The organism is Cellulosimicrobium cellulans (genome assembly GCF_007679345.1).
GTDB lineage: Bacteria > Actinomycetota > Actinomycetes > Actinomycetales > Cellulomonadaceae > Cellulomonas > Cellulomonas cellulans_A.
The window spans coordinates 221,137-246,899 of the sequence record NZ_VEGH01000007.1 but is presented as its reverse complement, the minus strand read 5'-3'; the positions used below and the strand labels follow the sequence as shown (position 1 = coordinate 246,899).

Here is a 25,763-nt window from a genome sequence, read left to right as displayed (position 1 = left end):
GTGAAGCCAACCGAATGTCACTCCCCCGGGGGCGGAATCGGGCGGTCAGTCGCCGGCGCCTCCCATCGGCGCGGTGAGCTCGGTGATGTAGAGCAGCAGGTACCCGCGCTCCGCGGGTCCCAGCTCACCACCGAGCGCCGACCGCACGTAGTCGCAGACGGCCCCCAGGATCGCCAGCGTGGCCGCAGCCGCGCGCTCGTAGACGGCCTCGAACACCTCGGGCGGGGTCTGCTCGTGGATCAGGCTCGGCATCTGCGCGCGGTTCACCAGGAAGCGCAGATGGGTCAGGAACCGGGCGTACCGATGGGTCGTCCGGTCGATCGGGGTGCCGGCTCCGCGCTCGATCAGCTCGATGATCCGGTGGATGTGCTCGGTGGGTCCGACCGCGCCCGTCGCCCCGTCGGCGTGCTGGTTGTTGATGAAGTGGATCGCGATCGCCGTCGCACCCGAGCGCGGGACGTCCCAGCCGGTCGGCGACCGGCCGAGCTCGTCGAGCAGCCACCGGGCGGCCAGGTACTCCCGCGGGTAGACCGTCTTCACGATCCACCGGAACGGGTGCTCGTCGTCGAACGCGCTGGCCGCCTCGTAGTGCGCCAGGTGGTCGACCAGTGCGAACACCATGCTGCTGCGGAAGGCGTACCCGAGCATGTCGCTGACCCGGTCCACCAGGTCCGTGACCAGGAGCAGCTCGCCGGAGTCGATCCGCTCGAGGATGCCGAGGTTCAGCCGCTCCAGCTCCGCGCTGGTGAACGGGAAGACCGTCTCGACCCGGGCGCCGTCGACGGTCTCCCCCGGGTGTGCACCGAACCCGACGCCGGTGCCGATGACGACCATCGACCGCCCGTTGGCCTCCGCCAGGACGATGCTGTTGTTGTAGACCTTGGCGATCTGCATGGTCGCTCTCCCCGCGCTCCACGTGCTCCGGACGGTGCCACCTGTGCCGGCACACCCCTGGTGTGCGACCCCAAGATGACGCTCGATCGGATGACGCTTCTCGCTGGTTGTCGGCACCATAGCACGCGCGCGGAGGCCGTCCGGGCCGGCTGCCGCGCTGCGTGGGTGGCGACGCCGACGGCCCCGGTCCGCGGGCGTCGGGGCGCGCGCGGCCGGGGCCGTCGGGGTGCGGGCTACGCGCGGAGGGTGGCGCCGAAGCGGCGCTCGGCCTCCGCGACGACCGCGGCGCGCACGGCCGCGGTCTCGTCCGCCGTGAGCGTGCGGTCCGCCGCGCGCAGGCGCAGGGCGAACGCGAGCGACCGCTGGCCCTCGCCCACCTGCTCGCCCGTGTACACGTCGAACAGCCGGGCGCTCTCCAGCACGTCGCCCGCCGCGCTGGCGGCGGCGCCGGTGCGGACCGCGTCGAGCACGTCGGCCACCGGCACGTCGGCCGGGACCACCAGGGCCACGTCCTCCTTGGCGACCGGGAACGTCGACACCTCGTGGGCGACGACCTCCTCGCGCGGGGCGGCGGCGAGCAGCGCGTCCAGGTCGACCTCGAACGCGCTCGCCCGCGCCGGCAGCCCGAGGGCCGTCACGACGTTCGGGTGCAGCTCGCCGGCGTGGCCGACCAGGGTGCCGTCCGCGGTGGTGAACCGCGCGCAGCGACCCGGGTGCCACGGCGCCCGCTCGGCGTCCGCCGTGACCGCGAGCTCGACGCCCAGGGTCTCGGCGAGCAGCCGCACGGCGTCGATCGCGTCGGTGTGGTCGGCGGCGCGGCCGGGCCCCCACCAGCCGGCGGGCTCCCGCAGGCCGGTGAGCACGCCGGCGACGTGCCGCGGCTGGTGCGGCACCGCCGCGCGGACGGCGTCGAGGACGTCGTCCGACGGCCGCTGCGCGATCGGGGGCACCGGGGCCGACGCCGCGCCCGGGCGGGGCAGCGTGACCGCGCCGACCTCGAACACCGCGAGGTCGGTCGTCCCGCGGGCGACGTTCCGGCGGGCCGTGTCGAGCAGCGTCACCAGCAGCGACGCGCGCATCGACGGCCGCTCCTCGGACAGCGGGTTCGCCAGCCGGACCATCGCGCGCCGCTCGTCGTCGGCGGGCAGCGCGAGCGCGTCGAGCTGCGCCGTCCCGACGAACGGGTACGACAGCGTCTCGACCCAGCCCGCGTCCGCCAGCACCTGCGCCACCCGGCGCCGGCGCCGCTGCGCGACGGTCAGGCCGAGGCCCACCGGGGAGCGCGGGACGACCGACGGGATCGCGTCGTAGCCGTGCAGCCGGGCGACCTCCTCGACCAGGTCGACCGGCTCGGTGAGGTCCGGGCGCCACGTCGGCACGGTCACCGGCACCACCGCGTCCGCGCCGGCCCCGACGACCTCGCCGACGGTGCAGCCGATCTCCCGCAGGTAGCGCGAGACGGCGGCGACGTCGAGGTCCAGGCCGATGAGCCGCGTCGGCAGCGCGACCGGCAGGGTCAGCACGGGCGGCGGCGTGGTCAGGTCGACGTCGGTCAGCACCGGGTCGGCCGTGCCGCCGCCGTGCTCGACCAGCAGCTCGACCACGCGGGCCGCGGCCACGCGCGGCAGCTGCGGGTCGACGCCGCGCTCGAACCGCTTGCTCGCCTCGCTCGGCAGCTTGTGCCGCCGGGCGGTGCGGGCGATCGAGACCGGGTCGAAGTGCGCGGCCTCGATCAGCAGGTCCGTCGTCGACTCCGAGACCTCGGTCTCCGCGCCGCCCATGACGCCCGCGAGCCCGAGCACGCGCCCGGCGTCGGGGCCGTCGGTGATGAGCAGGTCCTCGGGGTCGAGGGCCCGGTCCGCGCCGTCGAGCGTGGTGAGCCGCTCCCCCGCCCGGGCGCGCCGGACGACGATCGGGCCGTCGAGCGTCGCCAGGTCGTAGGCGTGCAGCGGCTGCCCGAGGTCGAGCATCACGTAGTTCGTGACGTCGACGGCGAGCGAGATCGGCCGCATGCCGGCCTGGGTCAGGCGCTGCTGCATCCAGGTCGGCGACGGCTTGCTGGCCGCGACGCCCCGGACGACGCGCGCGACGAACCGGTCCGCGCCGGCGACGCCGTGGATCGGCGCCTCGTCACGGAGCTCGACGCCGAAGCCACCCGTGGTGGCCAGGCCCTCGTCGGCGCCCGCGCTCGGCAGACCGCGGTCGGTGAACGCCGCGCCGGTCGAGTGCGCGTACTCCCGCGCGACGCCGCGCATCGCGAAGCAGTAGCCGCGGTCCGGCGTCACGTTGATCTCCAGGACCTCCTCGCCCAGACCCAGCAGGGCGCGCGCGTCGGTCCCGGGGGCGGCGTCGATGCCCATCTCGGCCAGCACGATGATGCCGTCGTGGTCGTCGCCGAGGCCCAGCTCGCGCGACGAGCAGATCATGCCGTCGGAGACGTGGCCGTAGGTCTTGCGGCTGGCGATCGCGAACGGGCCGGGCAGCACGGTGCCGGGCAGCGCGACGACGACGTGGTCGCCCACGTCGAAGTTGTGCGCGCCGCACACGATGCCGCGCGGGGTGCGCGTGCCGTCCTCGGCCGTGCCGTTGTGGTCGCCCACGTCGACCTGGCACCAGTTGATGGTCTTGCCGTTCTTCTGCGGCTCGGGCACGCGCTCGACGACGCGGCCGACTACCAGCGGGCCGGACACGGCGGCCGGGTGCACGGCCTCCTCCTCGAGCCCGACGCGGACCAGGTCCGCCGCCAGCTGCTCGGCGGACAGGCTCTCGGGGAGCTCGACGTGCTCGGCGAGCCACGTCAGGGGGATGCGAGGCATCAGATCACCGCCCGGAACTGGGTGGAGAAGCGGACGTCGCCCTCCACCATGTCGTGCATGTCCGCGATCTCGTGACGGAGCATGAGCGTGCGCTCGATGCCCATCCCGAACGCGAAGCCGGAGTACACCTCGGGGTCGACGCCCGCCGCGCGCAGCACGTTCGGGTTGACCATCCCGCACCCGCCCCACTCGATCCAGCCGGGCCCGCCCTTCTTCTGCGGGAACCACAGGTCCATCTCGGCGGAGGGCTCGGTGAAGGGGAAGAACGACGGCCGCAGGCGGGTCCGCGCGTCCGGGCCGAACATCGCCTTCGCGAAGTGGTCCAGCGTGCCCTTGAGGTGCGCCATCGTCAGGCCCTTGTCGACCGCGATGCCCTCGACCTGGTGGAACACCGGGGTGTGGGTCGCGTCGAGCTCGTCGGTGCGGAACACCCGGCCCGGGCACGCGACGTACAGCGGCACGCCCCGCTCCAGCAGGCTGCGGGCCTGCACCGGCGAGGTGTGCGTGCGCAGCACCAGGTGCGGGTCCGGCTCGCCCTCGGGCGCCGCGACGTAGAACGTGTCCTGCATCTGGCGCGCCGGGTGGTCCGGGCCGAAGTTCAGGGCGTCGAAGTTGAACCACTCCGCCTCGACCTCGGGGCCCTCCGCGATCTCCCAGCCCATCGCGACGAACACGTCGGCGATGCGCTCCTGCAGCAGCTCGAGGGGGTGCCGGGCGCCGCGGGGCTCGCGGTCGGACGGCAGCGTGACGTCGACGGCCTCCTCGACGAGGACCCGCGCGTCGCGCTCGGCGGCGAGCACCTCCTCGCGGGCCGCGATCGCGGCGCTGAGCCGGCCGCGGGCCTGGCCGAGCGCCTTGCCGGCGACGGCCTTGTCCGCCGGGGCCAGGCCGCCGATCGCGCGGTTGGCGAGCGCGAGCGGGCTGCGCTCGCCGGTGTGCGCGAGCCGCGCGGACTTGAGGGCGTCGAGGTCGCCGGCCGCCGCGACAGCCGCCAGGGCGTCGTCGAGGGCGCGGCCGACGGCGTCGGCGTCGAGCGGGTTCAGGGGTGTGTCAGGCGTGGTCATCCGAGCCTTCTCTGCGGGTGGAGCGGCGGGCCGGCGTGCGTCGGGCGCGCGGGGCGCGCGCGACGGGCCGACCGACGGGCGAGTCTAGTGGCGCCCGCTCCGGGGCCTCGGGACCGTCCGCGCCGTGGCGCCGGACGGGACCTGGTGCCGCGCCTCTCAGCGCCGCGGCCCGGGAACGGGCCCGGGAAATCGGCGGCCGAGGGGGCGGGCGGAGGTCATGCTCGCCATGGTGCCACAGCGGCAGGCGGGGTGCGGTCGCGTGCCTGACCTCGCGTGCGTGCTCAGTCCCGAGCGTGTCCCGAACCCCGGTGCGCGCGGATCGAGCGCTCCAGGGCCTCCTGCCGCTCCGGGTCGATCGGTGGCCGCACGGCCACGGCCTCCTGCGCCCGGACTCGAGGGGCCGACGACGATATCTCGGCGGTGCGCGACGCCGCCCGGAGCGTCACCGGTGTCTGAGGATCCGCCGGCCAGGACTGGATCAGGTAGCGCTCGCGCGGTTCGCGCACCACGGCGTCGAAGTCGAGGTCCCGACCGTCGGCGTGAACCCGGACGCGGTAGGTGCCGGGCCCGTAGAGATCAAGCCTGGCGGCCGGCTCGGGGTCGGCGTCGAACGGACCCGTCACCACCATCGGGCCGCCCCTGGACACCAGGCTCACCTCGACGACGTCCTGCCACTCCGCTGCCAGATCCTCAGGAGCCTCGCGCAGCGGGTGCACGACCACGTGAACCGGGCCCATCGCGGCGCCCGTCAGGACCCGAGGGGCATCCGTGAGGAGTCCGGCGACCAGCCCGCCCACCACGTCGACGTCACTCGGACCGGGCGCTGCCCGCCTGAAGTCCAGCGAGCGGTGGTCGACCAGGCAGACGTATCGGTGCTCCATGGGCTCGCTGCTACTCGACCGTGACGAAGAACGGGTCGTTCTCGATCACGCGATAGGGGACGAACAGCGCGCTGTTCATCGTCGACCCCGCAAGGCTGTTCTCGCCGCCGTCGATCATGCAGGCACTGAAGCCCAACGGTCCGACGACTCCGAGTGGATACTCCTCGATGGCGCAGCCAGGGAACGTACGCGGCTCTCCTCGCGAGGTGTACGCGCCTTCCCACGTCGAGGCGAACGGGTACTCGTCGCACGTCTTCCCGTCGGGCCGGTGAAGTCGCGCCGGACAGGCCTGGTCGCGGTTGCGCTGCTTGAGCGTCTCGTCCGTCAGGCGGTGAAGAGGCCGGCCCGAGTACCAGGAACCCGGCAACCCACTGAAGTAGGCGTTGACCAGGTGCCCACCGAACTCAGGCCAGAACTCGGGGTGGTACACCAGCTCCGGCACCGCCTCGGGGATCACGCAACCTGCGGTCGCCACCCCCGGAACGGCTTGGTCGCAACGAACCACGGGGATCGATCCGTACGTCTCGGTCACCACGTTCTGCGCCGAGGGTGCCTTGACCGAGATGGTCCAGCTCGGGACCGCCAGGCCCTGGCCGCCGGGAACCACGGGCCAGGAGAACGAACCCTCGCCGTTCGCGTTCTGGTGAAGGCCGGGCACCTGGGAGGGGAAGGAGGAGCGCGCCGTGATACAAGAGCCGGTGCAGGTCGCGACGCCGGAGAACTGGGTGCCCACCGCCTCACCACGAATCATCGACGGCGAGATCTGGATCTGGCTCTCCCAGTCGGGCAACCGCGTCGACATGTAGGTGTAGCGGTAGAGGGTGAAGGCGAGTGCGCCGACCTCCGTCGTCACCCCGTTCGTGGTCTGCAGGATGCTGAGGTAACCGTCGTACATCCCGCACGCCTCGGTGCGGGTGAGATACATGACGTTTCGCTCCCCGGCGAGGCACCACGATGGGAACGCCTGCATGGCCCGGGTGGGAGGCACTGCCGCCTGCGGTGCCCCCGCCCCTACGGTCAGGCAGCTCTGCACGCCGTTCCCGTCCGGCTCGCTGCACTCCTCGGGCTTGCCGGTCCGGGTGCTCGCAGGCTCAGATGCGACCACCGGACGGCTGAGTGGCGTCACTCCCGGTTCGACCGGGTCGGAAAGGGGACTGCCTGTCCCTCGTCGGGCATTGGCGCCGAGACGGCCCCCGCGCTCGGAAGACCGGCAAGGGAAATGGCGGTGAGCGACACCACCAGGATGCGGATGAACGTGCGCATGGTCAGGCCTTCGAGGTCGAGACGGCCCCCCGTCCCGCACATGAGGCTGCCATCACCGGCCCAGGGAAATAACGGACCTTCGTCCCTGAGCGCCTCGTCGATGCCCTACTTGAGCTGGTCCTGTGCGCCGAGCGACCACGTCCACAGGGTCCGGTACAGCGGCCCTCCGGCGCGACCCTCCCCGGGCAGCGACTCGGCCAGCACGAGCTCGGTCACCGGCCACCGCGGCCCGCGGTACACGGCCAGCGCGTGCACCAGCACGTCGCCCGGGTCCGGCGGCTGCGCGGCGCGGTCCCGGCGCCGTGTCCCGCGTCGCTGCGGCGCGACCCGGCCGAGCGTGACGTGCGGGCGGGACCGGACCCGGTCGTCCTGGCGCGCGCCGACCGCGTCGCCCGCCTCCCGGCACCCGGCGACCAGGCCCTGCACGGCCGCGACGTCCCCACCCACGCCGGCCCAGAGGGTCCGGTGCGCGAACACGCCGGCGCCGGTGAGCTCCAGGTCGAACGGCGCGGCGCCGGCCGCGATCCCGGCCATGTGATCCGCGAGCACCTCCGCGCGGCCCTCGCCGACCTCGCCGTAGAACGCCAGGGTGACGTGCCAGTTCTCGGCGGGCGTCCACCGCACGCCGTCGGGTGCCCGGCCGGGGGCGAGCTCGGCGTCCACGCCGACGGCCGTGACCAGCGCGCCGGCCAGGTGGCGGCGGACCTCGTCGGTGGGCCACAGGGCGGCGAAGACGCGCATCGCCCCAGCATGCCGTGCCCCGCGTCGGGTGCGGGGTGCGTGGCGGGCTGTCGCGTGGCGAGGTCGCCGGCGAGTCAGCGGTGGGCGCGGGAGGACGCGTACAGGCAGACGGCGGCGGCCGTGCCGAGGTTGAGCGACTCCGCCCGGCCGCGCAGCGGGACCCGGACGACGGCGTCCGCCCGGTCGCGGTCCTCGGCCGGCAGGCCCCACGCCTCGTTGCCGAACAACCAGGCCGTGGGGGCGCGCAGGTCGGTACCGGTCGCGTCGTCGGCGCCGGACGTCCCGGCGTGCCCCGCCGGCCCGGCGGCACCGGCCAGCGCCGCGGCGTCCTGCAGGTCGTCGAGGTCCAGGTCGCCCGTGCCGTCGGCCGCCAGGACGGCGAGCCCCGCGCGACGCAGGACGTCGACCGCCTCCGCGACCGGCACGCCCGACACGACCGGCAGGTGGAACAGCGAGCCGGCCGTCGACCGCACGACCTTGGGGTTCGTCGTCTCCACGCTCTCCCCCGCGACCACGACGGCGTCGGCGCCCGCGGCGTCGGCGACCCGGATCACCGTCCCCGCGTTGCCCGGGTCCCGCACCTGCGCCAGCACCGCCACCAGCCGGGGGCGCGCGGCGAGCACGGCGTCGAGCGCGTCGGCGCCGAGCGGGCCGACCGGCACCTCGTCCCGGGCCGCGGGGCGGGCGGTGTCGGGGAGGTCGGCGACGGCGAGCACCCCCTGCGCGTCCGGCGACATGGCGTCGAGCACGGCGGGGTCGCCGAGGTGCAGGTGCAGGCGGGCCGCCTCGGCGTCGGCGACGATCTCGGCGTACCGGTCGGCGGCCTCGGGGGTGAGGTACAGGTCCCGCACCGTGTGCGGCGCCCAGCGCACGACCTCCCGCACCGCCTGCGGGCCCTCGACGGCGTACCGCCCGGCGCGGCGCCGTCCCGACCGGGTGGCGAGCGCGCGCACGGCCCTGACGCGGTCGGCGTGCGGGTTGGTCATCGGGGGGCGTGCGGCGGCGGGGCCGTCCGGGGCGGTGCGGGACACGGGGGTCATCCTCCCGCATGCGGCCCGCGCGCGACGTGTGCGACCGCGGGCCGCGGCGCCGCGAGGGGGCAACCGACACGGCGAGCGAGCATGCGCCGACTACTCGCTCGACGTGTCGGTTGCACACTCGGCGGGCCGGCAGCGCGGGTGCCGGACGGTCGGCGGGCCGGCCCGCGGGCTGGCCGGCCCGCGGGCCCGCGAGGCGGCAGACCCCGGGGGCCCCGGCGAGCGCCCCGGACGCGCCGGACCCCCGGGAGCCGAGGCTCCCGGGGGTCCGGAGGGTGGTGCGTGCGCGCGGTCAGCCCGCACGCGCCGCGGTGACGACGAGCGTCAGGCGGCGGCCTTCGGCGCGTTCACGTCGGCCGGCAGCGCGTCCTTGGCGACCTGCACCAGGGCGTTGAACGCCGCGACGTCGGTGACGGCCAGGTCGGCCAGCACGCGACGGTCGACCTCGACGCCAGCGGCCTTGAGGCCCTGGATGAGGCGGTTGTAGGTCAGGCCCTGCTCGCGCGCAGCCGCGTTGATCCGCTGGATCCACAGCTTGCGGAAGTCGCCCTTGCGCGCCTTGCGGTCGCGGTAGGCGTAGACGAGGGAGTGGGTGACCTGCTCCTTGGCCTTGCGGTACAGGCGCGAACGCTGACCGCGGTAGCCGGAGGCCCGCTCGAGGGTCGCCCGGCGCTTCTTCTGGGCGTTGACCGCCCGCTTCACGCGTGCCACGTGATGCTCCTTGCTTCGTTATCGGGTCGGCTCAGGACCGCGGCGCTCGCGCGCCGACGGGTCACTTGCCGAGCAGCTTCTTGATCTTGGGGGCGTCGGCCGCGGAGACGACCTGGTCCGAGGCGAGACGACGCGTGCGACGGCTCGACTTGTGCTCGAACAGGTGACGCGCGTTGGCCTGCTCGCGCATGACCTTGCCGCTCCCGGTGATCCGGAAGCGCTTCTTCGCACCGGAGTGCGTCTTGTTCTTCGGCATGGCTGCCGTCTCTCCTTGTCGTCGCATCGCGCCGGGGCGCGACTCGTCCGTCCGGTCCCGGTGGGGACCGGGCGTGTCAGTGCAGGTCAGGCGTTCCCGGCGCCGCCGGTCGACTGGCCGCGAGGGGCCGGCCGCGCCGACGGGCGGGGGGTCGGTGCCGGGCGCGGGGTCGGCCGCGGGGCCGGCGTCGCCGTGGACCCGGCCGCGGGGCCGGGGGTCGGGCGGGGCGTCGAGGTCGGCCGCGAGGCCGGCTTCGGGGCGGTGGCGGGCTTCGGCGCGGCGGCCGGGCGGGGCGCGGCCGCGGGACGCGGAGCCGTCGCCGGCTTCGGCGCGGTCTGCGGACGCGGCGCGGCGGCCGGGGCGGCGGCGGGAGCCGGAGCGGCCTCGGGAGCCGGAGCAGCAGCGGGAGCCGGAGCGGCCTCCGGGGCGGGCGCAGCGGCAGGGGCCGGAGCAGCGGGCGCCGGGGCAGCAGCGGCAGCCGGAGCGGCGGCCTCCACCGGGGCGTCCGTCTCGGTCTCCTCGACCTCCGGGGCGTCCGGACGCGGCTCGCGCTGGGCGCGGGCCCGACGCTGCTCGTTCTTCTGCTCGGCCTTCTTCTTGGTCGGGCCGAGCACCATGATCATGTTGCGGCCGTCCTGCTTCGGCATGCTCTCGATGAAGCCGAGCTCCTCGACGTCAGCGGCGAGCCGCTGCAGCAGGCGCACGCCCATCTCCGGGCGCGACTGCTCGCGACCGCGGAACATGATCATGACCTTGACCTTGTCGCCGGCCGACAGGAACCGCTCGACGTGGCCCTTCTTGGTGCCGTAGTCGTGCGGGTCGATCTTGAGCCGGAAGCGGATCTCCTTGAGAACCGTGTTGCTCTGGTTCCGCCGGGCCTCGCGGGCCTTCATGTCTGCTTCGTACTTGAACTTGCCGTAGTCCATGATCTTGCAGACGGGCGGGCGGGCGTCCGGCGCGACCTCCACGAGGTCGAGGTCGGCGTCCTGGGCCAGGCGCAGCGCGTCCTCCACGCGGACGATGCCGACCTGCTCGCCGTTCGGGCCGACCAGGCGGACCTCGGCGACGCGGATCCGATCGTTGATGCGGGGCTCGCTGATGTGGTGCTCCTCGAAGTCGAAGGGGGTGACCTCCAGGAACGAGGAAGGCCCTCGCACCTGGGCACAGGTGGAGGGCCGACACGATCCACGGCGCCGCCGGAGACGGTGCGCCGTCGGCCACGCTCCCCGCGAGGGGCTCGTGACCTGGACCGGGACCTGGACCCTGCTGCCGGCGGACCGGGCGGTCGGGACTCAGGTGGGAGTGGCCTCCACTTGTGCACCCGGGTCACCGGACGCCCCCGCGGTGAAGCGGTGACACACGTCGACCCAGGCCAGTCGTCAATGACTCTACCAGAACACCGGGGACCGCCTCACTGTTCCCCGGGTCACGCACCCGACGTGACATTCCGTCAGATCCCTGCTTGAACAGTTCCAGAAAACATGTCAGGGTGGCGGCATGCCCGTCGACCAGCACGCACCCGCAGCCGGCGGCGCGACGAGCGCCGGCCACCCGCACCCCGCGGGCGGCGCCGAGCGCGCGTCCGACCCGGCCGAGCTCCTGCGCACCCGCGGCCTGCGGGTCACCGCGCCGCGGCTCGCCGTGCTGGGTGCCGTGGCGGACCTCCCGCACGCCGACGCCGAGGCCGTGCTCCGGCGGGCCCGCGAGGCGGTGCCGACGGTCTCCGTGCAGGCGGTCTACGACGTGCTGCACGCGCTGACCGACGTCGGCATCCTGCGGCGCATCGAGCCGGCCGGGCACCCTGCCCGGTACGAGCGCCGGGTGGGCGACAACCACCACCACGTGGTGTGCCGCTCCTGCGGCGCGGTCGACGACGTCGACTGCGTCATCGGCGAGGCGCCCTGCCTCGTCCCGAGCTCGACGTCCGGCTTCACCGTCGAGACGGCCGAGGTCACCTTCTGGGGCCTGTGCCCCGACTGCCGCAGCCGCACGACCGACTGACCGCAGCCCCGGGGCGAGCCGCCGCCCCGGCCCGACTCCCCCGCACCACCGACACCCACGACTCCCGGTCGGGCGACCCCGCCCGACCGGTCCCCGGCGCGCCCTCGACCGGCCTGCCGACGACCCGGAAGGACACCCCCGTGACCCAGGTCCACCCGACGACCACCAACTCCGGCGCCCCCGTGGCGTCCGACGCCCACTCGCAGTCGGTCGGTGCCGACGGCCCGATCGTCCTGCACGACCACTACCTGGTCGAGAAGCTCGCGCAGTTCAACCGCGAGCGGGTCCCGGAGCGGGTCGTGCACGCCAAGGGCGGCGGCGCGTTCGGCACCTTCACCACCACCGGCGACGTGAGCCGCTACACCCGCGCCGCGCTGTTCCAGCCGGGCGTCGAGACCGAGATGCTCGCGCGGTTCTCCTCGGTCGCCGGCGAGCACGGCTCCCCCGACACCTGGCGCGACCCCCGGGGCTTCGCGCTGAAGTTCTACACGTCCGAGGGCAACTACGACCTCGTCGGCAACAACACCCCGGTGTTCTTCCTGCGCGACGGCATCAAGTTCCCCGACTTCATCCGCTCGCAGAAGCGCCTCCCGGGCTCGAACCTGCGCGACAACGACATGCAGTGGGACTTCTGGTCGCTGTCCCCCGAGTCGGCGCACCAGGTCACCTGGCTGATGGGCGACCGCGGCCTGCCGCGCTCCTGGCGGACGATGGACGGCTTCGGCTCGCACACCTACCAGTGGATCAACGCGGCCGGCGAGCGGTTCTGGGTCAAGTACCACTTCAAGTCCCAGCAGGGCATCGACAACCTGACCGCCGACGAGGCCGCGCAGCTCGCCGGCTCGGACGCCGACCACCACATCCGCGACCTGTTCGAGCACATCGCCGACGGCGACTTCCCGCGCTGGACCCTGTCGGTGCAGGTCATGCCGTACGAGGACGCCAAGGCCTACCGGTTCAACCCGTTCGACCTGACGAAGGTCTGGCCGCACGCCGACTACCCGCTGATCGAGGTCGGCGTGATGGAGCTCAACCGCAACCCGGAGAACTACTTCGCGCAGATCGAGCAGGCGACCTTCGCGCCGAGCAACTTCGTGCCGGGCATCGCCACCAGCCCGGACAAGATGCTGCTCGCGCGGATCTTCTCCTACGCGGACGCCCACCGGTACCGCGTCGGCACCAACCACGCGCAGCTCCCGGTGAACGCCCCGAAGTCCGAGGTGCACTCGTACTCGAAGGACGGCGCGGCGCGGTACCACTTCAACGCGCCCGAGGTCCCGGTCTACGCGCCGAACTCGGTCGGCGGCCCGGCGGCCGACCCGGCCCGCGCCGCGGAGTCGGCCGGCTGGGAGGCGGACGGCGAGCTCGTGCGCAGCGCCGCGACCCTGCACCCCGAGGACGACGACTGGGGCCAGGCCGGCACGCTGTACCGCGAGGTGTTCGACGACGCCGCACGCGCCCGGTTCCTCGAGACCATCACCGGCCACGTCGGCGCGGTGAAGAGCGACGTCATCCGCGCCCGCGCGATCCAGTACTGGACCAACGTCGACGCCGGCCTCGGCGCCGCGCTGGCCGCCGCGCTCCAGGGCACGGCGCCGGTCGAGAACGGCGAGCCCGCCACCGCGAGCACGCCGGTCGCCTGATCCGTCGCGGGTCGGGTGGTCCCCCACCGCCCGACCCGCGACCGCACCACCCGCGGCGCGGCCGGCACTCGCTCCGGCCTCGCCGCCCGCCCACCGGGTGGAAGGTCTGGCCGGACACGCCGTGCGCGTGTCCGGCCGGACCTTCCACTGGCCGGCGGCCCGCGCGGTCGTCGGCCCGCCCGGCCCCGCGGTGAGAGGATCGGCGGCATGAGCGAGACCCCCGACCCCACGACCGCCACCCGCGACATCGCCGACGTGGCCGCGGTCGAGGTCATCACGACCGCCGCCGTGCACCTGATGAGCGCCGCCGCCGTCAAGTGCGGCCTGTCCCCCGACACCGAGGAGCACGCCGGCCGCGACTTCCTCGACCTGGACGAGGCCCGCAAGCTGATCACCGCGCTCGCCGCGCTGGTCACGGCCTCGGCCCCGGACATCGGCAACCAGCACGCCCGCTCGCTGCGCGACGGCCTGCGATCGCTGCAGCTCGCGTTCCGCGAGGCCAGCCCCTACCCCGACGCCCCGGGCGAGGGCCCGGGCGAGAAGTTCACCGGCCACGTCTCCTGACGCCCACGCCCCCGCACGCCCCACCCCGCACGCCCACCCCGCACGCCGAGTCTCCAGTTCGTGCCTGTCCCGCGACCGCGGGCGGCAGGCACGAACTGGAGACTCGGCGCCGTGCTGTGCGGCGCGCGAGGGTCAGCGGGGCGCGGGCTCCGGGGCCGGGCGCGCCGGGACGTCGTCGGCGCCCGCCGGGGCAGGCGTCGGGACCACGCCCTCGGCGGCAGGCGTCGGGACGACGCCCTCGGCGGCAGGTGCCGGGAGGACGGCCTCGGGCACGGTGACCCGCACCGCGCCCGCCGCGGCCGGCACGCGACCGGCCGCCCGCCGCCTCGCCAGGGCGAGCACCGCGAGGCCGAGCACGGACAGCACCAGTCCCACACCGCCGGCGGCAGCGAAGCCGCCGCCGGGGCCGGTCGAGTCGATCACCGCGCCGACGACCGGGGCGCCCAGCGCCGCACCGACCGTGTTCGCCGTGCCGCTCCAGCCCATGATCTCGCCGCGCCGGTGCTCCGGGACCATCCGGACCAGCGACGCGTTGATCGCCGACAGGCTCGCCGCGCACGGCAGCCCCGCCACGACCACGGCCAGCGCCAGCTGCCACTGCGTCTGGGCGAACGCCGCGGGCAGGGTCGCGGCGCCGAGCAGCGCCACCAGGGCGAGCGGGTGCAGCTCCCGCTTCTGTGCGCCGTACACCAGGCCACCGACGACGGAGCCGACGCACCACAGCGCGATCATCCAGCCGACCGCGGTCTCCCGGTCCCAGCCCTGCAGCGCGGCCACGATGCCCACGTCGGTGCCGTTGAGGATGAGCGCGGCGGCCGAGGCGGCGGCCAGGACGACCAGCAGGCCGGGCGTGAGCAGCCGCGGCCGCCGGCCGCCCTCGGCGGCGTGGACCACCGTGCCCTCGGGCGATCGCGTCGGCGGGTTGAACCACATCAGGAGCAGGCCCGCCGCCACCGTCGCCACGCCCACGAGCGTCAGCGCCGCGGTCGTCGAGACCTGGGTCGCCACCAGCACGCCGAGCGTCGGCGCGAGCATGAACGTCATCTCCGTGCCCACGGAGTCCAGCGCGTAGGCGGTGCGCTGCTGCTCGGCCGGCACCAGCACCGCGAGCGACTGCCGCACGACGGAGAACACCGGCACGAGGAACACGCCCGCGACCACGGCGGCGACGAGCAGCGCCTCGTAACCGAGCCGCGGGGCCACCAGCCAGACCGCCGACTCCACGACGACCGACGGCAGCAGCGCCCGCCGCAGCCCCAGCCGGTCCACCCGGCGGCCGCGCCACGGCGACCCGATCGCCACGCCCACCGTCATCGCCGCCGCGACCAGCCCGGCCCGCGCGTACCCGAGGCCGAGGGGGCCGACGACGTGCAGCGTGAGCACGACGCCCGTCATCGCGTGCGGGATGCGCGCGACGAACGAGACGAGAACCAGGGGCAGGACACCGGGCAGGCGCAGCAGGCGGCCGTAGGGGGCGAGGGACACGCTGAGGATTCTCGCCCGCGGCCGGCCAGTCGGACGACAGGAATCGACCGTCCGGGCGCCGGGGCCGACGTGACGTCCGCCACCCGCGCGGCCGCCCCGGGGGAACCGCGCGCGCTGACTCCCCGTAAGGTGGTGCCGTGACGTCTGCCACCGGGCCGCACGACCCGATCGGCCCGCCGCGGCCGGCCGGGCCCTCGCCATGGTCCGACACCGCCACCCGTCCCGAGGCCGTGCCGCCCGTCGAGCACCCCGCCACGCACCCCGACGACCGCCCGGCCGGGCGGCACCCCGAGCACAGCCACCTCGCCCCGCCGCCCGGACAACGGCGCCGCCGCCGGCCGTGGGCGGTCGTGGCGCTGTCGGTGCTGCTGGTGCTCGTGACCGCGCTGGCGGCGTACCTGTGGGTCCGCACCGTCCGGTTCGAGGAGTACGCCGACGGCCTCGAGGCCGAGGGGCGCGCGATCGGCACGGAGCTCGCGACCCTGCGCACCCAGCACGAGGGGACCGTCGCGGAGCTGTCCGCGGTCACCGAGCAGCTCGCGACCGCGCAGGGCCGGATCACGCAGCTGGCCGACGAGAAGGCCCAGGTCGGTGACGACCGCGAGGTGCAGCGTCAGCTGGTCGACTACCAGGAGCGCATCTCCCAGGCCGCCGCGAACGTCGCGTCCGCGCTGTCCACCTGCATCGACGCGCAGAACCAGCTCATCACCTACCTCGAGGACGCGGCCGCCTACGACCCGGCGGACCTGCAGCGGTTCAAGAGCGACGTGCAGGGCGTGTGCAACGCCGCGACCGTCGCGAACACCGAGCTGCAGCGCCAGCTCGCCGCCGGGGCGACCGGGTGACGCGCGCGACCGCACGCCGCGCCGCCCTCGGCGCCGCGGCCGTCCTGCTGCTCGCCGGGTGCGGCGTGCTCCCGGAGATGCCCGGTCCCGTGCCGACCGACCTGGTGCCGTCGAGCGTCCCGGCGCCGACCCCGACGTCGTCCGGCAACCTCTCCCCGGACGGGTTCGACGCGGCGCAGCGGATGGCGGTGCGGATCCGGAACGTCGGCTGCAACTCCCTGTCGACCGGCTCGGGCTTCGCGATCGACGAGACCACCCTGATCACCAACCGGCACGTCGTCGCCGACTCGGCCGACCTCCAGCTCAGCACCTACGACGGGCGTGACGTCGCCGTCACCGCGTCGTCGACCGCCGCGCTGGCGGATCTGGCCGTCGTGCGCACCGCCGACCCGCTGCCCTCGGCGCCGGGCCTCGCCGACGCGGACCCGAACCCGGGCGACGAGGTGACCGTCGTGGGGTACCCGCAGGGCGGCCAGCTCACCGTCACCAGCGGCCAGGTCATCGGCGCCACCACCGACCCGCTGAACGAGAACCTCGGGCAGGTGCTCGTGACGAACGCGGAGGTCGAGCCCGGCAGCTCGGGCTCGGCGGTGCTGGACGCCGAGGGCCGCGTCGTCGGCGTGGTCTACGCGAAGAACTCCACGGGGCAGAGCTTCGTGGTCCCCGTCAGCACGCTGCGCCAGCTGCTCGGCGACGAGACCGCGTTCACCGTCAGCGCCTCCTGCTCCGCCGGCTGACGCCCCCGGCCCCTGGTGGGGGTGCGACCCGCCGTGCCACGGTGGGCGCGACGGACACCCACCGAGGAGGACGACGATGACCGACGAGACCCACCCCGACCTGCCAGGGCTCACCCGGGCGGCGAGCGACATCATCTCCGTGCGACGCGTGTTCGGGGAGCCCTACGAGCTCGGCGGCACCCTCGTGGTGCCGGTCGCGAAGGTGATGGGCTGGCACGGCGTGGCCGGAGCGCACGCCGACGCCCGGCTCGGCGTCCGCGGAGGGCGCGGCGGCCACGGGCCCGCGGACGCGGGGCCGGGGCAGGACGGGACCGGCACCGGCCCGGACGGCGCGACCGCTGCGGGTGGGAGCGGCGCCGGCGCCACCGGCGACGACGGACCCGACGGGCAGGGCGGGGCCGCGGGACCCCGCGGCCAGGACGCCCCGGCGCCCGGGTCGGACGCCGCGCAGGAACCCGGCCGCGGTGCGCACGCCGGGACGCCCGCGCCGGACGACGGACCGTGGGCGCAGTCCGGGCCGGGGTCGGCCGGTCACGCGGCCGGTGGGCCGGGTGCGACGTCGAGCGGGCCGGTCGCCTGGGCGGGTCCCGGCGGCGAGCGGCCGCACAGCCCGGGTCGCGGCTGGCTCGGAGGGCCGGGACGCGGGCCGCTCCTGCGCGGTCCGCTGTGGCCGTTCGGGGCGGGCCGGCCCGGGGGGCGCGGCGTCGGCGCCGCGGACGCCGGCGGCTACGCCACGCGGGTCAAGCCGCTGGGGGTGTTCGTCGTCGACGACGAGGGCGCGCACTGGCAGCCGGCGCTCGACCTCAACCGCATCATCCTCGGCGGTCAGGTCGTCGGGGCGGTGGCGACGGTCTCCCTCGCCTGGGCGCTGCGCCGCCGCCGGCGCTGACCCACCGCGGCACCGATCTGCGACGCCGCCCGGGCGTCCCGCGGCCCCGGGCCTGCCGCGAGCGTGCAACCGACACGTCGAGCGAGCATCCGCTGGCTATCCCCTCGACGTGTCGGGTGCACTCTCGGCGACGCGGGTCACCGGAGAGCCGGGGCTCGCGAGGGGCGGCACGCGGCGGGCACCTCGTCGCCGGCGGGGGGTGGCCGGCGCGGCGGCCGGGCGCCCCGGTCAGCGCAGGCGGACCTCGACCGAGTCGACCCGCTGCGTCACCGTGTCGTCCGCGGCCAGCGCCTCGCCGACGCGGCGCAGGACGCCGTCGAGCGTCGGCCGGTCGAGCCCGGGGACGAGCGTGAGGACGACGGCCACCTCGGCCCGGGAACCGGGGACCGCGTCGACGTCGACGACCGGCCCGGTCGTCCCCGGCGTCGACGACGGGTCGGACGGCTCGGCGCGACGGCGGCGGAACCACGACCGGCCCGCGGAGCCGGCGGACGTGCGTCCGCTCGCGGACGCGCCGGACGCCTCGGTGGCGTGCGCGGGGACCACGCCGAGCACCGCGGCCCGGACCGCCGCGCGCACCTCGGGGTCGACGGACGGCTCGGCGGCGCCGTCGGGACCGGGCGCGCCGACCCGAGGACCCACCGCGCCGCCCGCACCCACGGTCGCGCCCCCGTCCGCGGCTGCGCCGCCGCCCGCAGCCGCCCCGGTGCCGGCCCCGCCTGCCCCGGTGCCCGGGAGCACCGCGGGCCGCCACGGCTGCAGCTGCGCGAGCGCCCACACAGCGGGCCGCGGCAGCAGCGCCGTGACCGGGCCCCCCGCGTCGAGCACGAGCAGCTCCCAGCCCTCGCTCACCGCCGACAGCGCGGCGCGCACCACGTCGGTCGGCACCGGGCGCGCGTCCCTCCGCCACGCGGCCATCGCCGCGACGGAGGAGAACACGGGCAGCGCCGTGCGGCCGTCCGGTGCCTGCAGCGCGACGATGCCGGCGGACGCCTCCTTGTCGGCGGTGTGCGCGTGCCCGCCGACCTCGACCGTCTCGGCCGCCTCGAGCTCCGCCAGCACCGGAACCAGCACACGCGTGCCGGCCAGCGCCTCGACGACACCGGCGAGCGTGCCGGTCCCGTCGCCCAGCGCGGTCAGCGCCGCCGCGACCCGCGGGTCGGCGCTGCCGTCGTCCCCGGCGAAGGCCGAGGTGGGCGGGAGCTCGCGCCCGGTCACGGGCGCCCGGCGACGTCCAGGGCCTCGGGCAGCGTGAACGCGCCCGCGTACAGGGCCTTGCCGACGATCGCGCCCTCGACGCCGACCGGGACCAGCTCGCGCAGCACCCGGAGGTCCTCGAGCGAGGAGATGCCGCCGGACGCGACGACGGGCGCGTCGGTGCGCGCGCAGACCTCGCGGAGCAGGTCGACGTTCGGCCCGCGGAGGGTGCCGTCCTTGGTCACGTCGGTCACGACGTACCGGGAGCAGCCCACGGCGTCGAGGCGGGCCAGGACCTCCCAGAGGTCGCCGCCGTCGCGCGTCCAGCCCCGGGCGGCGAGCGTCGTGCCGCGCACGTCGAGGCCGACGGCGATCGCGTCGCCGTGCCGCGCGATGGCGTCGGCGGTCCACTCCGGGTCCTCCAGCGCCGCGGTGCCCAGGTTGACGCGGGTGGCGCCGGTGGCCAGCGCACCCTCCAGCGAGGCGTCGTCGCGGATGCCGCCGGACAGCTCGACCTTGACGCCCTTCGTCGACAGCACCTGCGCGACGTCGGCGAGCAGGTCGGCGTTCGACCCGCGGCCGAACGCGGCGTCCAGGTCGACGAGGTGGATCCACTCCGCGCCGCCGGCCTGCCAGTCGAGCGCCGCGGCGAGCGGGTCGCCGTAGGAGGTCTCCGAGCCGGCCTCGCCCTGGACGAGGCGGACGGCCTGGCCGTCGGCGACGTCGACGGCGGGCAGGAGCTGCAGACGGTCGGACATGGGTCTCCTCGTTCGGGGGCGTGCGGTGGTGCGGCGGGGCGCGCCGGCGGCGGCGCGGCCGGTCAGTCGAGCGAGCCGACCCAGTTCTCGAGCAGCTGGGCGCCGGCGTCCCCGGACTTCTCCGGGTGGAACTGCGTGGCGGCGAGCGGCCCGTTCTCGACGGCCGCGACGAACCGGCCGCCGTGCTCGGACCAGGTCACGAGCGGCGGGGTCAGCCGGTCGGCGTCGACCTGGTCGGACAGCGGGAAGCTGCGGGCGGCGTACGAGTGCACGAAGTAGAACCGCTCGTCCTCGATGCCGGCGAACAGCCGCGTGCCCTCGGGCGCGTCGACGGTGGACCAGCCCATGTGCGGGACGACGTCGGCCTCGAGGCGGTCGACGGTGCCGGGCCACTCGCCCAGCCCCTCGGTCTCCACGCCGTGCTCGTCGCCGCGGTCGAACATGACCTGCATGCCGACGCAGATGCCGAGCACGGGTCGGCCGCCGGCGAGGCGCCGGCCCACGATCTGCTCGCCGCGGACGCCGCGCAGGCCGGCCATCACGGCCGCGAACGCCCCGACCCCGGGGACCACGAGCCCGTCGGCGTCGGCCGCGTGCTGCGCGTCCGACGTCAGCTCGACCTGGGCGCCCACCCGCTCGAGGGCGCGCACGGCCGAGCGGACGTTCCCGAATCCGTAGTCCAGGACGACGACACGAGGCTGGCTGGGCACGCCCCCAGGCTACCGGCCGCGCGCCGGACCACCCGCTGGCGTCCGGTGCGCGGGACGTGCGCTCCGTCACGGGACGCGCTGCCGGGGCGGTGCGCGTGCGCGTCAGTCGCGCTTGCGCCGCCCCCCGGACAGCGCGCGCATGGCGGCCCACCGGGACATGCCGACGCTGGTCTCGACGCCGTCGACCTCGCCGACCGGCGTCCCGCCGACGAGCAGGTCGTCCAGCACGTCGGGCGCGCCGGACAGCACGAGGCCGGCCGCGAGGTCGTCCTCCTTCTCCCCCGCCGACCAGCGGCTCGCCTGGATGCGGCCGGCGCGGCGGTCCATCAGGATCACGGGGGACGTCCGCAGCATCCGGGAGATCGCCGCGGCGGCCTCGGCGGTGCGGGCGGCGTCCGCGGCGTCGCGCAGGACCGCGAGCGCCCCGACCGGCGACGGGACGGCGTCGACGTCGACCCCCGCCAGCGAGCAGGCGGCGGCGAGCGGCTTCGCGCCCGCCACCTGGGTGACGACGATCGCGACCACCGGCTCGTCCGGCTCGGCGGCCGCGGCCTCCAGCCCGGCGAGGTCGTCGGGGACCTCGACCGACGGGGCGTCGTCGGCCTGCTCCGCGGGCCGCGCCTGCTCCGCGGGCGCCGGGTCCAGGCCGTCGAGCCCCGACAGGTCGTCGGGGATCTCGAAGCCGAGGTCGTCGTCCTCCGGGCGTCCCGGCCCGTCCGGCGTCCCCGCGGTCACAGGGCGCCCTTCGTGCTCGGGATGCCGTCGACCCGCGGGTCCAGCGCGACCGCGAACCGCAGCGCCCGGGCCAGCGCCTTGAACTGCGCCTCGACGATGTGGTGCGGGTCGCGGCCGGCGAGCACGCGGACGTGCATGCCGAACGCGGCGTGGTGCGCGATCGACTCCAGCACGTGCCGGGTCAGCGAGCCGGTGAAGTGGCCGCCGATCAGGTGGTACTCCTGGCCCTCGGGCTCGCCGGAGTGCACGAGGTAGGGGCGGCCGGACACGTCGACGACGGCCTGCGCCAGCGCCTCGTCCAGCGGCACGGTCGCGTCGCCGAACCGCGCGATCCCCCGCTTGTCGCCCAGCGCGGCGCGCAGCGCCTCGCCCAGGCAGATCGCGACGTCCTCGACGGTGTGGTGCGCGTCGATGTGCGTGTCGCCGGTCGCCCGGACGGTCAGGTCGATGAGCGAGTGCTTGCCCAGCGCAGTGAGCATGTGGTCGTAGAACGGCACCGTGGTGCTGATCTCCGTGCGCCCCGTGCCGTCCAGGTCGACCTCGACAACGACGCTGGACTCGCTCGTCGTGCGCTCGACCCGGGCGGTGCGCCCGCCGGTCGTCGTGCTCAAATCCCCAGCACCTCCCACAGCGCGGCGGTGAACGCCGCGGTCTCCTCCGGGGTGCCGACCGACACCCGCAGCCATCCTTCCGGGCCGACCTCGCGGATCAGCACGCCCCGGTCCAGCAGACCCTGCCAGACGTCGTGGCGGTTCGCGCCGACCTGGAACAGCACGAAGTTCGCGTCGGACTCCGCCACGCGCAGCCCGCGGTCGCGCAGGTCGAGCACGAGCTGGTCCCGCTCGGCCCGCAGCGAGCCGACCTGGGCCATGAGCTCCGGCGCGTGCCGCAGCGCCGCGCGGGCGGTCGCCTGGGTCACCGCGGACAGGTGGTACGGCAGCCGGACCACCCGCAGCGCGTCGACGAGCTCGCGCGACGCCGCCAGGTAGCCGACGCGGGCACCGGCGAGGCCGAACGCCTTGGACATCGTGCGGCTGACGGCGAGGTGCGGGTGGTCCGCGAGCAGGGTGAGCGCCGACTCGACGCCCTCCCGGCGGAACTCCCCGTAGGCCTCGTCGACGACGACCACGCAGCCGCCCGGCACCTCGGCCGCGGCCGCGAGCACCGCGCGCACCGTGTCGAGCTCGAGCGCGGTGCCGGTCGGGTTGTTCGGGCTCGTGAGCAGCACGACGGACGGCGTCTCGCGGGCGATCAGCGCGCGGGCCTCCGCCGGGTCGACGTCGAACTGCTCGGTGCGCCGGCCGGCGACCCACCGGGTGTGCGTGTCCCGGGCGTACTCCGGGTACATCGAGTAGGTGGGCGCGAACGACACCGCCGTGCGCCCGGGGCCGCCGAACGCCTGCAGCAGGTGCAGCATGACCTCGTTCGACCCGTTGGCCGCCCACACCTGCTCGGGGGCGACGCGCACGCCCGACTCGACCGCGAGGTAGTCGGCCAGGTCCGCGCGCAGGGCGAGGAACTCCCGGTCCGGGTACCGGTTCAGGCCGTGCGCGGCCTCGGCCACGGCGGCGGCGATGTCGGCGACCACCTGCTCCGACGGCGGGTACGGGTTCTCGTTGACGTTGAGCAGCACCGGCACGTCGAGCTGCGGGGCGCCGTAGGGCACCTCACCGGCCAGCTCGGGGCGCACCGGCAGCACGGGCCGCGCGGCCTGCGGGGCGGTGTCGGGTGCGGTCACCGGGCGATCGTATCCGCGCTGCGGCCGCGGGACGGCGGTCGTCCACAGGCGGGCACCCCGGGGGCGCGTGGTGTCGGGGGCGGTGGCTAGGGTCGGGGGCGATGACTTCCGTGGACCAGAACGCCCCGACCGGACCCGACGCGGCCGAGCGCGCCGCCCTGCGCGAGGAGGCGGAGGCCGTCCTGCGCCGGCTCGTCGGGCGGGACGACGCCCGGCTGCGGGACGACCAGTGGCGCGCGATCGACGCGCTGGTGAGCGACCACCGGCGCGCGCTCGTCGTGCAGCGCACCGGGTGGGGCAAGTCCGCGGTGTACTTCGTCGCGACCGCCCTGCTGCGGGCGCGCGGCGCCGGCCCCACCGTGCTGGTCTCCCCCCTGCTCGCGCTCATGCGCAACCAGGTCGCGTCCGCCCAGCGGGCCGGCGTGAAGGCGGCGACGCTCAACTCCGCCAACGTCACCGAGTGGGACGACGTGCACGCGCAGATCGCCGCCGGCGACGTCGACGTCCTGCTCGTCTCCCCCGAGCGGCTCACCCACCCCCAGTTCCGCGACGAGGTGCTGCCGCGGCTGGCCGCCGACGCCGGGCTCGTCGTCATCGACGAGGCGCACTGCATCTCCGACTGGGGACACGACTTCCGCCCCGACTACCGGCGGATCCGCACGCTCCTGGGCGAGCTGCCCGCCGGCATCCCGGTCCTCGCGACGACCGCGACCGCCAACGCCCGGGTGACGGCCGACGTCGCCGAGCAGCTCGGCACCGCCGTGCGCGACGACGTCCTGGTGCTGCGCGGACCGCTCGACCGGTCCAGCCTCGACCTGTCCGTCGTGCGCCTGCCCGACACGGCCGCGCAGCTGGCGTGGCTGGCGCAGAACCTGCCGGCGTTCGAGGGCTCCGGGATCGTCTACTGCCTCACCATCGCCGCCGCGCAGCAGGTCACGGAGCACCTGCGCGCGGCCGGCCTCGACGTCCGGACCTACACGGGCCAGACCGACCCGGCCGAGCGCGAGGTGGCCGAGGCGGACCTGCTCGCGAACCGGGTCAAGGCGCTGGTCGCGACCTCCGCGCTCGGCATGGGGTTCGACAAGCCGGACCTGGGGTACGTGATCCACGTCGGGGCGCCGTCCTCCCCCATCGCCTACTACCAGCAGGTCGGTCGTGCCGGCCGCGCCGCGGAGGCGGTCGGCGGGCGCGCGACGGCCGTGCTGCTCCCCGGACGGGAGGACCGCGCGATCTGGGAGTGGTTCGCCTCGACGGCGTTCCCGCCCGAGGACGACGTGCGGGCCGCCCTCCGGGCGCTGCGGGAGGGCGGCACGCTGTCGACGGCGGCCCTGGAGACGCACGTCTCGCTGCGCCGGTCCCGGCTGGAGCAGATGCTCAAGGTCCTCGACGTCGACGGCGCGGTGCGCCGGGTCCGCGGCGGCTGGGAGGGCACCGGCGAGCCGTGGTCCTACGACGCCGAGCGGTACGACCGGGTCACCGCCACCCGCAGGGCCGAGCAGCAGCTCATGGTCGACTACGTCACCACCGAGGGCTGCCGGATGGCGCACCTGCGGCGGGCGCTCGACGACCCGGAGCTCGCCGGACCCGCCGGCGAGGCCTGGCGGTGCGGGCGGTGCGACCGGTGCACCGGGACGGCCGTCGGCGTCGCCCCGGACGCCGAGCACGTCGCGGGCGCGCAGGCCCTGCTCACCGCGGCCGGCGTCGCGGTCGACCCCCGGCGGCAGTGGCCCACCGGCATGGCCACGCTGGGCCTCGACCTCCGGGGGCGCATCCCCGCCGAGGAGAACGCCGAGCCCGGCCGCGCCGTGGCGCGCCTCGACTCCGTGGGCTGGGGCGGGCTGCTGCGGGACCTGTTCGGCGCGGAGCCCGACCCGGCGGCGGGACTCCCGCCCGCGCTGCGGGACCCCGTGCTCGCGACCCTGGACGCGTGGCGGCCGGAGCACCGGCCCGAGGGCGTCGTCGTGGTCCGGTCCGCGACGCGTGCCGGGCTCGTGGATCACCTCGCCGCCGGCGTCGCCCGGCACCTCGGCGTGCCGCTGGTGGGCGCCGTCGCCCCCCGCCCGGACAGCCCGCCCACCCGGCACGACGTGAACTCGGCGCACCGGCTCGCGGCCGTGGCGCGCCGGCTGGAGCTCGACCTGGCGCCCGCCGCCGCGGCCGGGCTGCCCGGACGCACGGTGCTGCTGGTGGACGACCGGACCGACTCGGGCTGGACGCTCACCGTCGCGGCGCGGCTGCTCCGCCAGGCGGGGGCCGCGGCGGTGCTGCCGTTCGTGCTGGGCGTGGGCTGACCAGCGCCGTCGGGCCGGGTCTCACCTCCGCGGGCTGTCAGCCCGCGTCGTCGTACCCCGCGTGGTCGTCCCCGTCCAGGTCGGTGCACAGGCCGTACGCGTGCTCCGGGCCGAACCGGGCGACGCAGTCGGCGTACCCGGCGATGATCCGATACGGGTCACCCTCGTTCCCGGTCGCGTCCGAGCAGTCCCGGTGCGACCCGGGCTCGCACGGCTGACCCGGCGTGGGGCCGTCGGCGGGCGCGGGCCCCGCGGACGGATCCGCGCCCGGAGTCACGGCGGCCGACGGCTCGTCCGTCGGGGCGTCGGGCGACTCCCGGGTCGCCGGCGTGTGGTCCGCCTCCGGTGCCGAGTCGGCGGTGGCCGCGCGACCGGCGCCCGCGTCGGACGGTTCCGTGGCCGGGCCGTCGCACCCGGTCAGCACCCCGGCGAGGAGCGCGAGGGCGACGACGCCGAGCCGACCAGATCGCGTGCGCACGGGCCGACAGTAGCGTCGGTCGGGCCGAT

26 protein-coding genes are annotated in these 25,763 nt (G+C 75.8%); 7 read left to right on the top strand and 19 right to left on the bottom strand.

Annotated elements, in window-relative coordinates; all coding sequences use genetic code 11:
- Nucleotides 1-45: 45 nt before the first annotated feature.
- The 11 genes from FS882_RS11690 to infC all read right to left on the bottom strand — a co-directional run bounded on the left by FS882_RS11690 (nucleotide 46) and on the right by infC (nucleotide 10,820).
- Nucleotides 46-894: a PRD domain-containing protein gene (locus FS882_RS11690; RefSeq protein WP_187365265.1), complete on the bottom strand. Its 849-nt coding sequence runs from the start codon at nucleotides 892-894 to the stop codon at nucleotides 46-48.
- 233 nt (nucleotides 895-1,127) lie between these two features.
- Entirely contained in the window at nucleotides 1,128-3,710 is a 2,583-nt protein-coding gene (pheT, locus tag FS882_RS11685) for a phenylalanine--tRNA ligase subunit beta (RefSeq protein WP_158373216.1), read from the bottom strand.
- The gene (gene pheS / locus FS882_RS11680; RefSeq protein ID WP_158373215.1) at nucleotides 3,710-4,774 is read right to left on the bottom strand and encodes a phenylalanine--tRNA ligase subunit alpha; all 1,065 of its coding nucleotides are present in this window, start codon (nucleotides 4,772-4,774) and stop codon (nucleotides 3,710-3,712) included. Before pheS ends, pheT begins: the two co-directional genes overlap by 1 nt.
- Nucleotides 4,775-5,055: 281 nt before the next feature.
- Entirely contained in the window at nucleotides 5,056-5,571 is a 516-nt protein-coding gene (locus tag FS882_RS11675; RefSeq protein ID WP_158373214.1) for a hypothetical protein, read from the bottom strand.
- Nucleotides 5,572-5,665: 94 nt separating this feature from the next.
- Nucleotides 5,666-6,580: a hypothetical protein gene (locus tag FS882_RS11670; RefSeq protein ID WP_187365264.1), complete on the bottom strand. Its 915-nt coding sequence runs from the start codon at nucleotides 6,578-6,580 to the stop codon at nucleotides 5,666-5,668.
- Between the two features lie 197 nt (nucleotides 6,581-6,777).
- Nucleotides 6,778-6,918: a hypothetical protein gene (locus FS882_RS20995; RefSeq protein ID WP_187365263.1), complete on the bottom strand. Its 141-nt coding sequence runs from the start codon at nucleotides 6,916-6,918 to the stop codon at nucleotides 6,778-6,780.
- 105 nt (nucleotides 6,919-7,023) lie between these two features.
- Nucleotides 7,024-7,659, bottom strand: coding sequence for an RNA 2',3'-cyclic phosphodiesterase (gene thpR, locus FS882_RS11665; RefSeq protein ID WP_158373212.1), 636 nt, complete (start codon nucleotides 7,657-7,659; stop codon nucleotides 7,024-7,026).
- A gap of 74 nt (nucleotides 7,660-7,733) precedes the next feature.
- Nucleotides 7,734-8,699, bottom strand: a complete 966-nt coding sequence (locus FS882_RS11660; protein ID WP_410053275.1) for a TrmH family RNA methyltransferase — start codon at nucleotides 8,697-8,699, stop codon at nucleotides 7,734-7,736.
- Nucleotides 8,700-9,020: 321 nt separating this feature from the next.
- A complete protein-coding gene (gene rplT, locus FS882_RS11655) occupies nucleotides 9,021-9,407 on the bottom strand; it encodes a 50S ribosomal protein L20 (RefSeq protein ID WP_147793760.1) in 387 nt (128 codons plus the stop codon).
- Between the two features lie 61 nt (nucleotides 9,408-9,468).
- Nucleotides 9,469-9,663 (bottom strand): 50S ribosomal protein L35, encoded by a 195-nt coding sequence (rpmI, locus tag FS882_RS11650; RefSeq protein ID WP_147793761.1) that lies wholly within the window; start codon nucleotides 9,661-9,663, stop codon nucleotides 9,469-9,471.
- 86 nt (nucleotides 9,664-9,749) lie between these two features.
- Complete coding sequence (infC, locus tag FS882_RS11645; RefSeq protein ID WP_262348239.1) at nucleotides 9,750-10,820, bottom strand: translation initiation factor IF-3; 1,071 nt, start codon at nucleotides 10,818-10,820, stop codon at nucleotides 9,750-9,752.
- A gap of 340 nt (nucleotides 10,821-11,160) precedes the next feature.
- On the opposite strand from infC, the gene FS882_RS11640 reads away from it, so the two are divergent.
- The 3 genes from FS882_RS11640 (at nucleotide 11,161) to FS882_RS11630 (ending at nucleotide 13,871) form a co-directional block, all read left to right on the top strand.
- A complete protein-coding gene (locus FS882_RS11640) occupies nucleotides 11,161-11,664 on the top strand; it encodes a Fur family transcriptional regulator (RefSeq protein WP_158373211.1) in 504 nt (167 codons plus the stop codon).
- Nucleotides 11,665-11,804: 140 nt separating this feature from the next.
- On the top strand, nucleotides 11,805-13,307 hold the full coding sequence (locus tag FS882_RS11635; RefSeq protein WP_158373210.1) for a catalase: 1,503 nt from the start codon (nucleotides 11,805-11,807) through the stop codon (nucleotides 13,305-13,307).
- Nucleotides 13,308-13,514: 207 nt separating this feature from the next.
- Nucleotides 13,515-13,871: a DUF1844 domain-containing protein gene (locus FS882_RS11630; RefSeq protein WP_158373209.1), complete on the top strand. Its 357-nt coding sequence runs from the start codon at nucleotides 13,515-13,517 to the stop codon at nucleotides 13,869-13,871.
- Between the two features lie 132 nt (nucleotides 13,872-14,003).
- On the opposite strand, the gene FS882_RS11625 is transcribed toward FS882_RS11630, so the two are convergent.
- A complete protein-coding gene (locus FS882_RS11625; RefSeq protein WP_316043635.1) occupies nucleotides 14,004-15,356 on the bottom strand; it encodes an MFS transporter in 1,353 nt (450 codons plus the stop codon).
- Nucleotides 15,357-15,493: 137 nt separating this feature from the next.
- Between FS882_RS11625 and FS882_RS11620 the strand changes: the two genes are divergently transcribed.
- The 3 genes from FS882_RS11620 (at nucleotide 15,494) to FS882_RS11610 (ending at nucleotide 17,827) form a co-directional block, all read left to right on the top strand.
- Nucleotides 15,494-16,201, top strand: a complete 708-nt coding sequence (locus FS882_RS11620) for a hypothetical protein (RefSeq protein WP_262348238.1) — start codon at nucleotides 15,494-15,496, stop codon at nucleotides 16,199-16,201.
- Nucleotides 16,198-16,938, top strand: coding sequence for a S1C family serine protease (locus FS882_RS11615; protein ID WP_262348237.1), 741 nt, complete (start codon nucleotides 16,198-16,200; stop codon nucleotides 16,936-16,938). Before FS882_RS11620 ends, FS882_RS11615 begins: the two co-directional genes overlap by 4 nt.
- A 76-nt stretch (nucleotides 16,939-17,014) precedes the next feature.
- Nucleotides 17,015-17,827 carry a hypothetical protein gene (locus FS882_RS11610; RefSeq protein WP_158373207.1) on the top strand — a complete coding sequence of 271 codons (813 nt, stop codon included), beginning with the start codon at nucleotides 17,015-17,017 and terminating at the stop codon, nucleotides 17,825-17,827.
- Nucleotides 17,828-18,055: 228 nt separating this feature from the next.
- On the opposite strand, the gene FS882_RS21750 is transcribed toward FS882_RS11610, so the two are convergent.
- The 6 genes from FS882_RS21750 to FS882_RS11575 form a co-directional block, all read right to left on the bottom strand.
- Nucleotides 18,056-19,045 (bottom strand): SseB family protein, encoded by a 990-nt coding sequence (locus FS882_RS21750; RefSeq protein WP_222848196.1) that lies wholly within the window; start codon nucleotides 19,043-19,045, stop codon nucleotides 18,056-18,058.
- Nucleotides 19,042-19,782 carry a bifunctional 1-(5-phosphoribosyl)-5-((5-phosphoribosylamino)methylideneamino)imidazole-4-carboxamide isomerase/phosphoribosylanthranilate isomerase PriA gene (gene priA / locus FS882_RS11595; protein ID WP_158373206.1) on the bottom strand — a complete coding sequence of 247 codons (741 nt, stop codon included), beginning with the start codon at nucleotides 19,780-19,782 and terminating at the stop codon, nucleotides 19,042-19,044. The genes FS882_RS21750 and priA overlap by 4 nt, the downstream gene beginning before the upstream one ends.
- A 62-nt stretch (nucleotides 19,783-19,844) precedes the next feature.
- A complete protein-coding gene (gene hisH, locus FS882_RS11590) occupies nucleotides 19,845-20,492 on the bottom strand; it encodes an imidazole glycerol phosphate synthase subunit HisH (RefSeq protein ID WP_158373205.1) in 648 nt (215 codons plus the stop codon).
- A 102-nt stretch (nucleotides 20,493-20,594) separates the two neighbouring features.
- A complete protein-coding gene (locus FS882_RS11585; protein ID WP_262348236.1) occupies nucleotides 20,595-21,227 on the bottom strand; it encodes a hypothetical protein in 633 nt (210 codons plus the stop codon).
- On the bottom strand, nucleotides 21,224-21,838 hold the full coding sequence (gene hisB / locus FS882_RS11580; protein ID WP_158373204.1) for an imidazoleglycerol-phosphate dehydratase HisB: 615 nt from the start codon (nucleotides 21,836-21,838) through the stop codon (nucleotides 21,224-21,226). The genes FS882_RS11585 and hisB overlap by 4 nt, the downstream gene beginning before the upstream one ends.
- A complete protein-coding gene (locus FS882_RS11575) occupies nucleotides 21,835-22,965 on the bottom strand; it encodes a histidinol-phosphate transaminase (protein ID WP_158373203.1) in 1,131 nt (376 codons plus the stop codon). The genes hisB and FS882_RS11575 overlap by 4 nt, the downstream gene beginning before the upstream one ends.
- A gap of 101 nt (nucleotides 22,966-23,066) precedes the next feature.
- On the opposite strand from FS882_RS11575, the gene FS882_RS11570 reads away from it, so the two are divergent.
- The gene (locus tag FS882_RS11570; protein WP_158373202.1) at nucleotides 23,067-25,256 is read left to right on the top strand and encodes a RecQ family ATP-dependent DNA helicase; all 2,190 of its coding nucleotides are present in this window, start codon (nucleotides 23,067-23,069) and stop codon (nucleotides 25,254-25,256) included.
- Nucleotides 25,257-25,293: 37 nt separating this feature from the next.
- Here the strand turns inward: FS882_RS11570 and FS882_RS11565 are convergent, their stop codons facing one another.
- Nucleotides 25,294-25,734: a hypothetical protein gene (locus FS882_RS11565; RefSeq protein ID WP_158373201.1), complete on the bottom strand. Its 441-nt coding sequence runs from the start codon at nucleotides 25,732-25,734 to the stop codon at nucleotides 25,294-25,296.
- Nucleotides 25,735-25,763: the final 29 nt, after the last annotated feature.

Bases quoted from the DNA above. Each gene is read 5' to 3' on its own strand.
- FS882_RS11670 (WP_187365264.1), bottom strand. From the start codon at position 6,580: ATGTATCTCACCCGCACCGAGGCGTGCGGGATGTACGACGGTTACCTC.
- pheT (WP_158373216.1), bottom strand. From the start codon at position 3,710: ATGCCTCGCATCCCCCTGACGTGGCTCGCCGAGCACGTCGAGCTCCCC.
- rpmI (WP_147793761.1), bottom strand. From the start codon at position 9,663: ATGCCGAAGAACAAGACGCACTCCGGTGCGAAGAAGCGCTTCCGGATC.
- FS882_RS11610 (WP_158373207.1), top strand. From the start codon at position 17,015: ATGACCGACGAGACCCACCCCGACCTGCCAGGGCTCACCCGGGCGGCG.
- FS882_RS11630 (WP_158373209.1), top strand. From the start codon at position 13,515: ATGAGCGAGACCCCCGACCCCACGACCGCCACCCGCGACATCGCCGAC.
- FS882_RS20995 (WP_187365263.1), bottom strand. From the start codon at position 6,918: ATGCGCACGTTCATCCGCATCCTGGTGGTGTCGCTCACCGCCATTTCC.
- priA (WP_158373206.1), bottom strand. From the start codon at position 19,782: ATGTCCGACCGTCTGCAGCTCCTGCCCGCCGTCGACGTCGCCGACGGC.
- FS882_RS11640 (WP_158373211.1), top strand. From the start codon at position 11,161: ATGCCCGTCGACCAGCACGCACCCGCAGCCGGCGGCGCGACGAGCGCC.
- FS882_RS11690 (WP_187365265.1), bottom strand. From the start codon at position 894: ATGCAGATCGCCAAGGTCTACAACAACAGCATCGTCCTGGCGGAGGCC.
- pheS (WP_158373215.1), bottom strand. From the start codon at position 4,774: ATGACCACGCCTGACACACCCCTGAACCCGCTCGACGCCGACGCCGTC.
- FS882_RS11570 (WP_158373202.1), top strand. From the start codon at position 23,067: ATGACTTCCGTGGACCAGAACGCCCCGACCGGACCCGACGCGGCCGAG.
- thpR (WP_158373212.1), bottom strand. From the start codon at position 7,659: ATGCGCGTCTTCGCCGCCCTGTGGCCCACCGACGAGGTCCGCCGCCAC.
- FS882_RS11660 (WP_410053275.1), bottom strand. From the start codon at position 8,699: ATGACCCCCGTGTCCCGCACCGCCCCGGACGGCCCCGCCGCCGCACGC.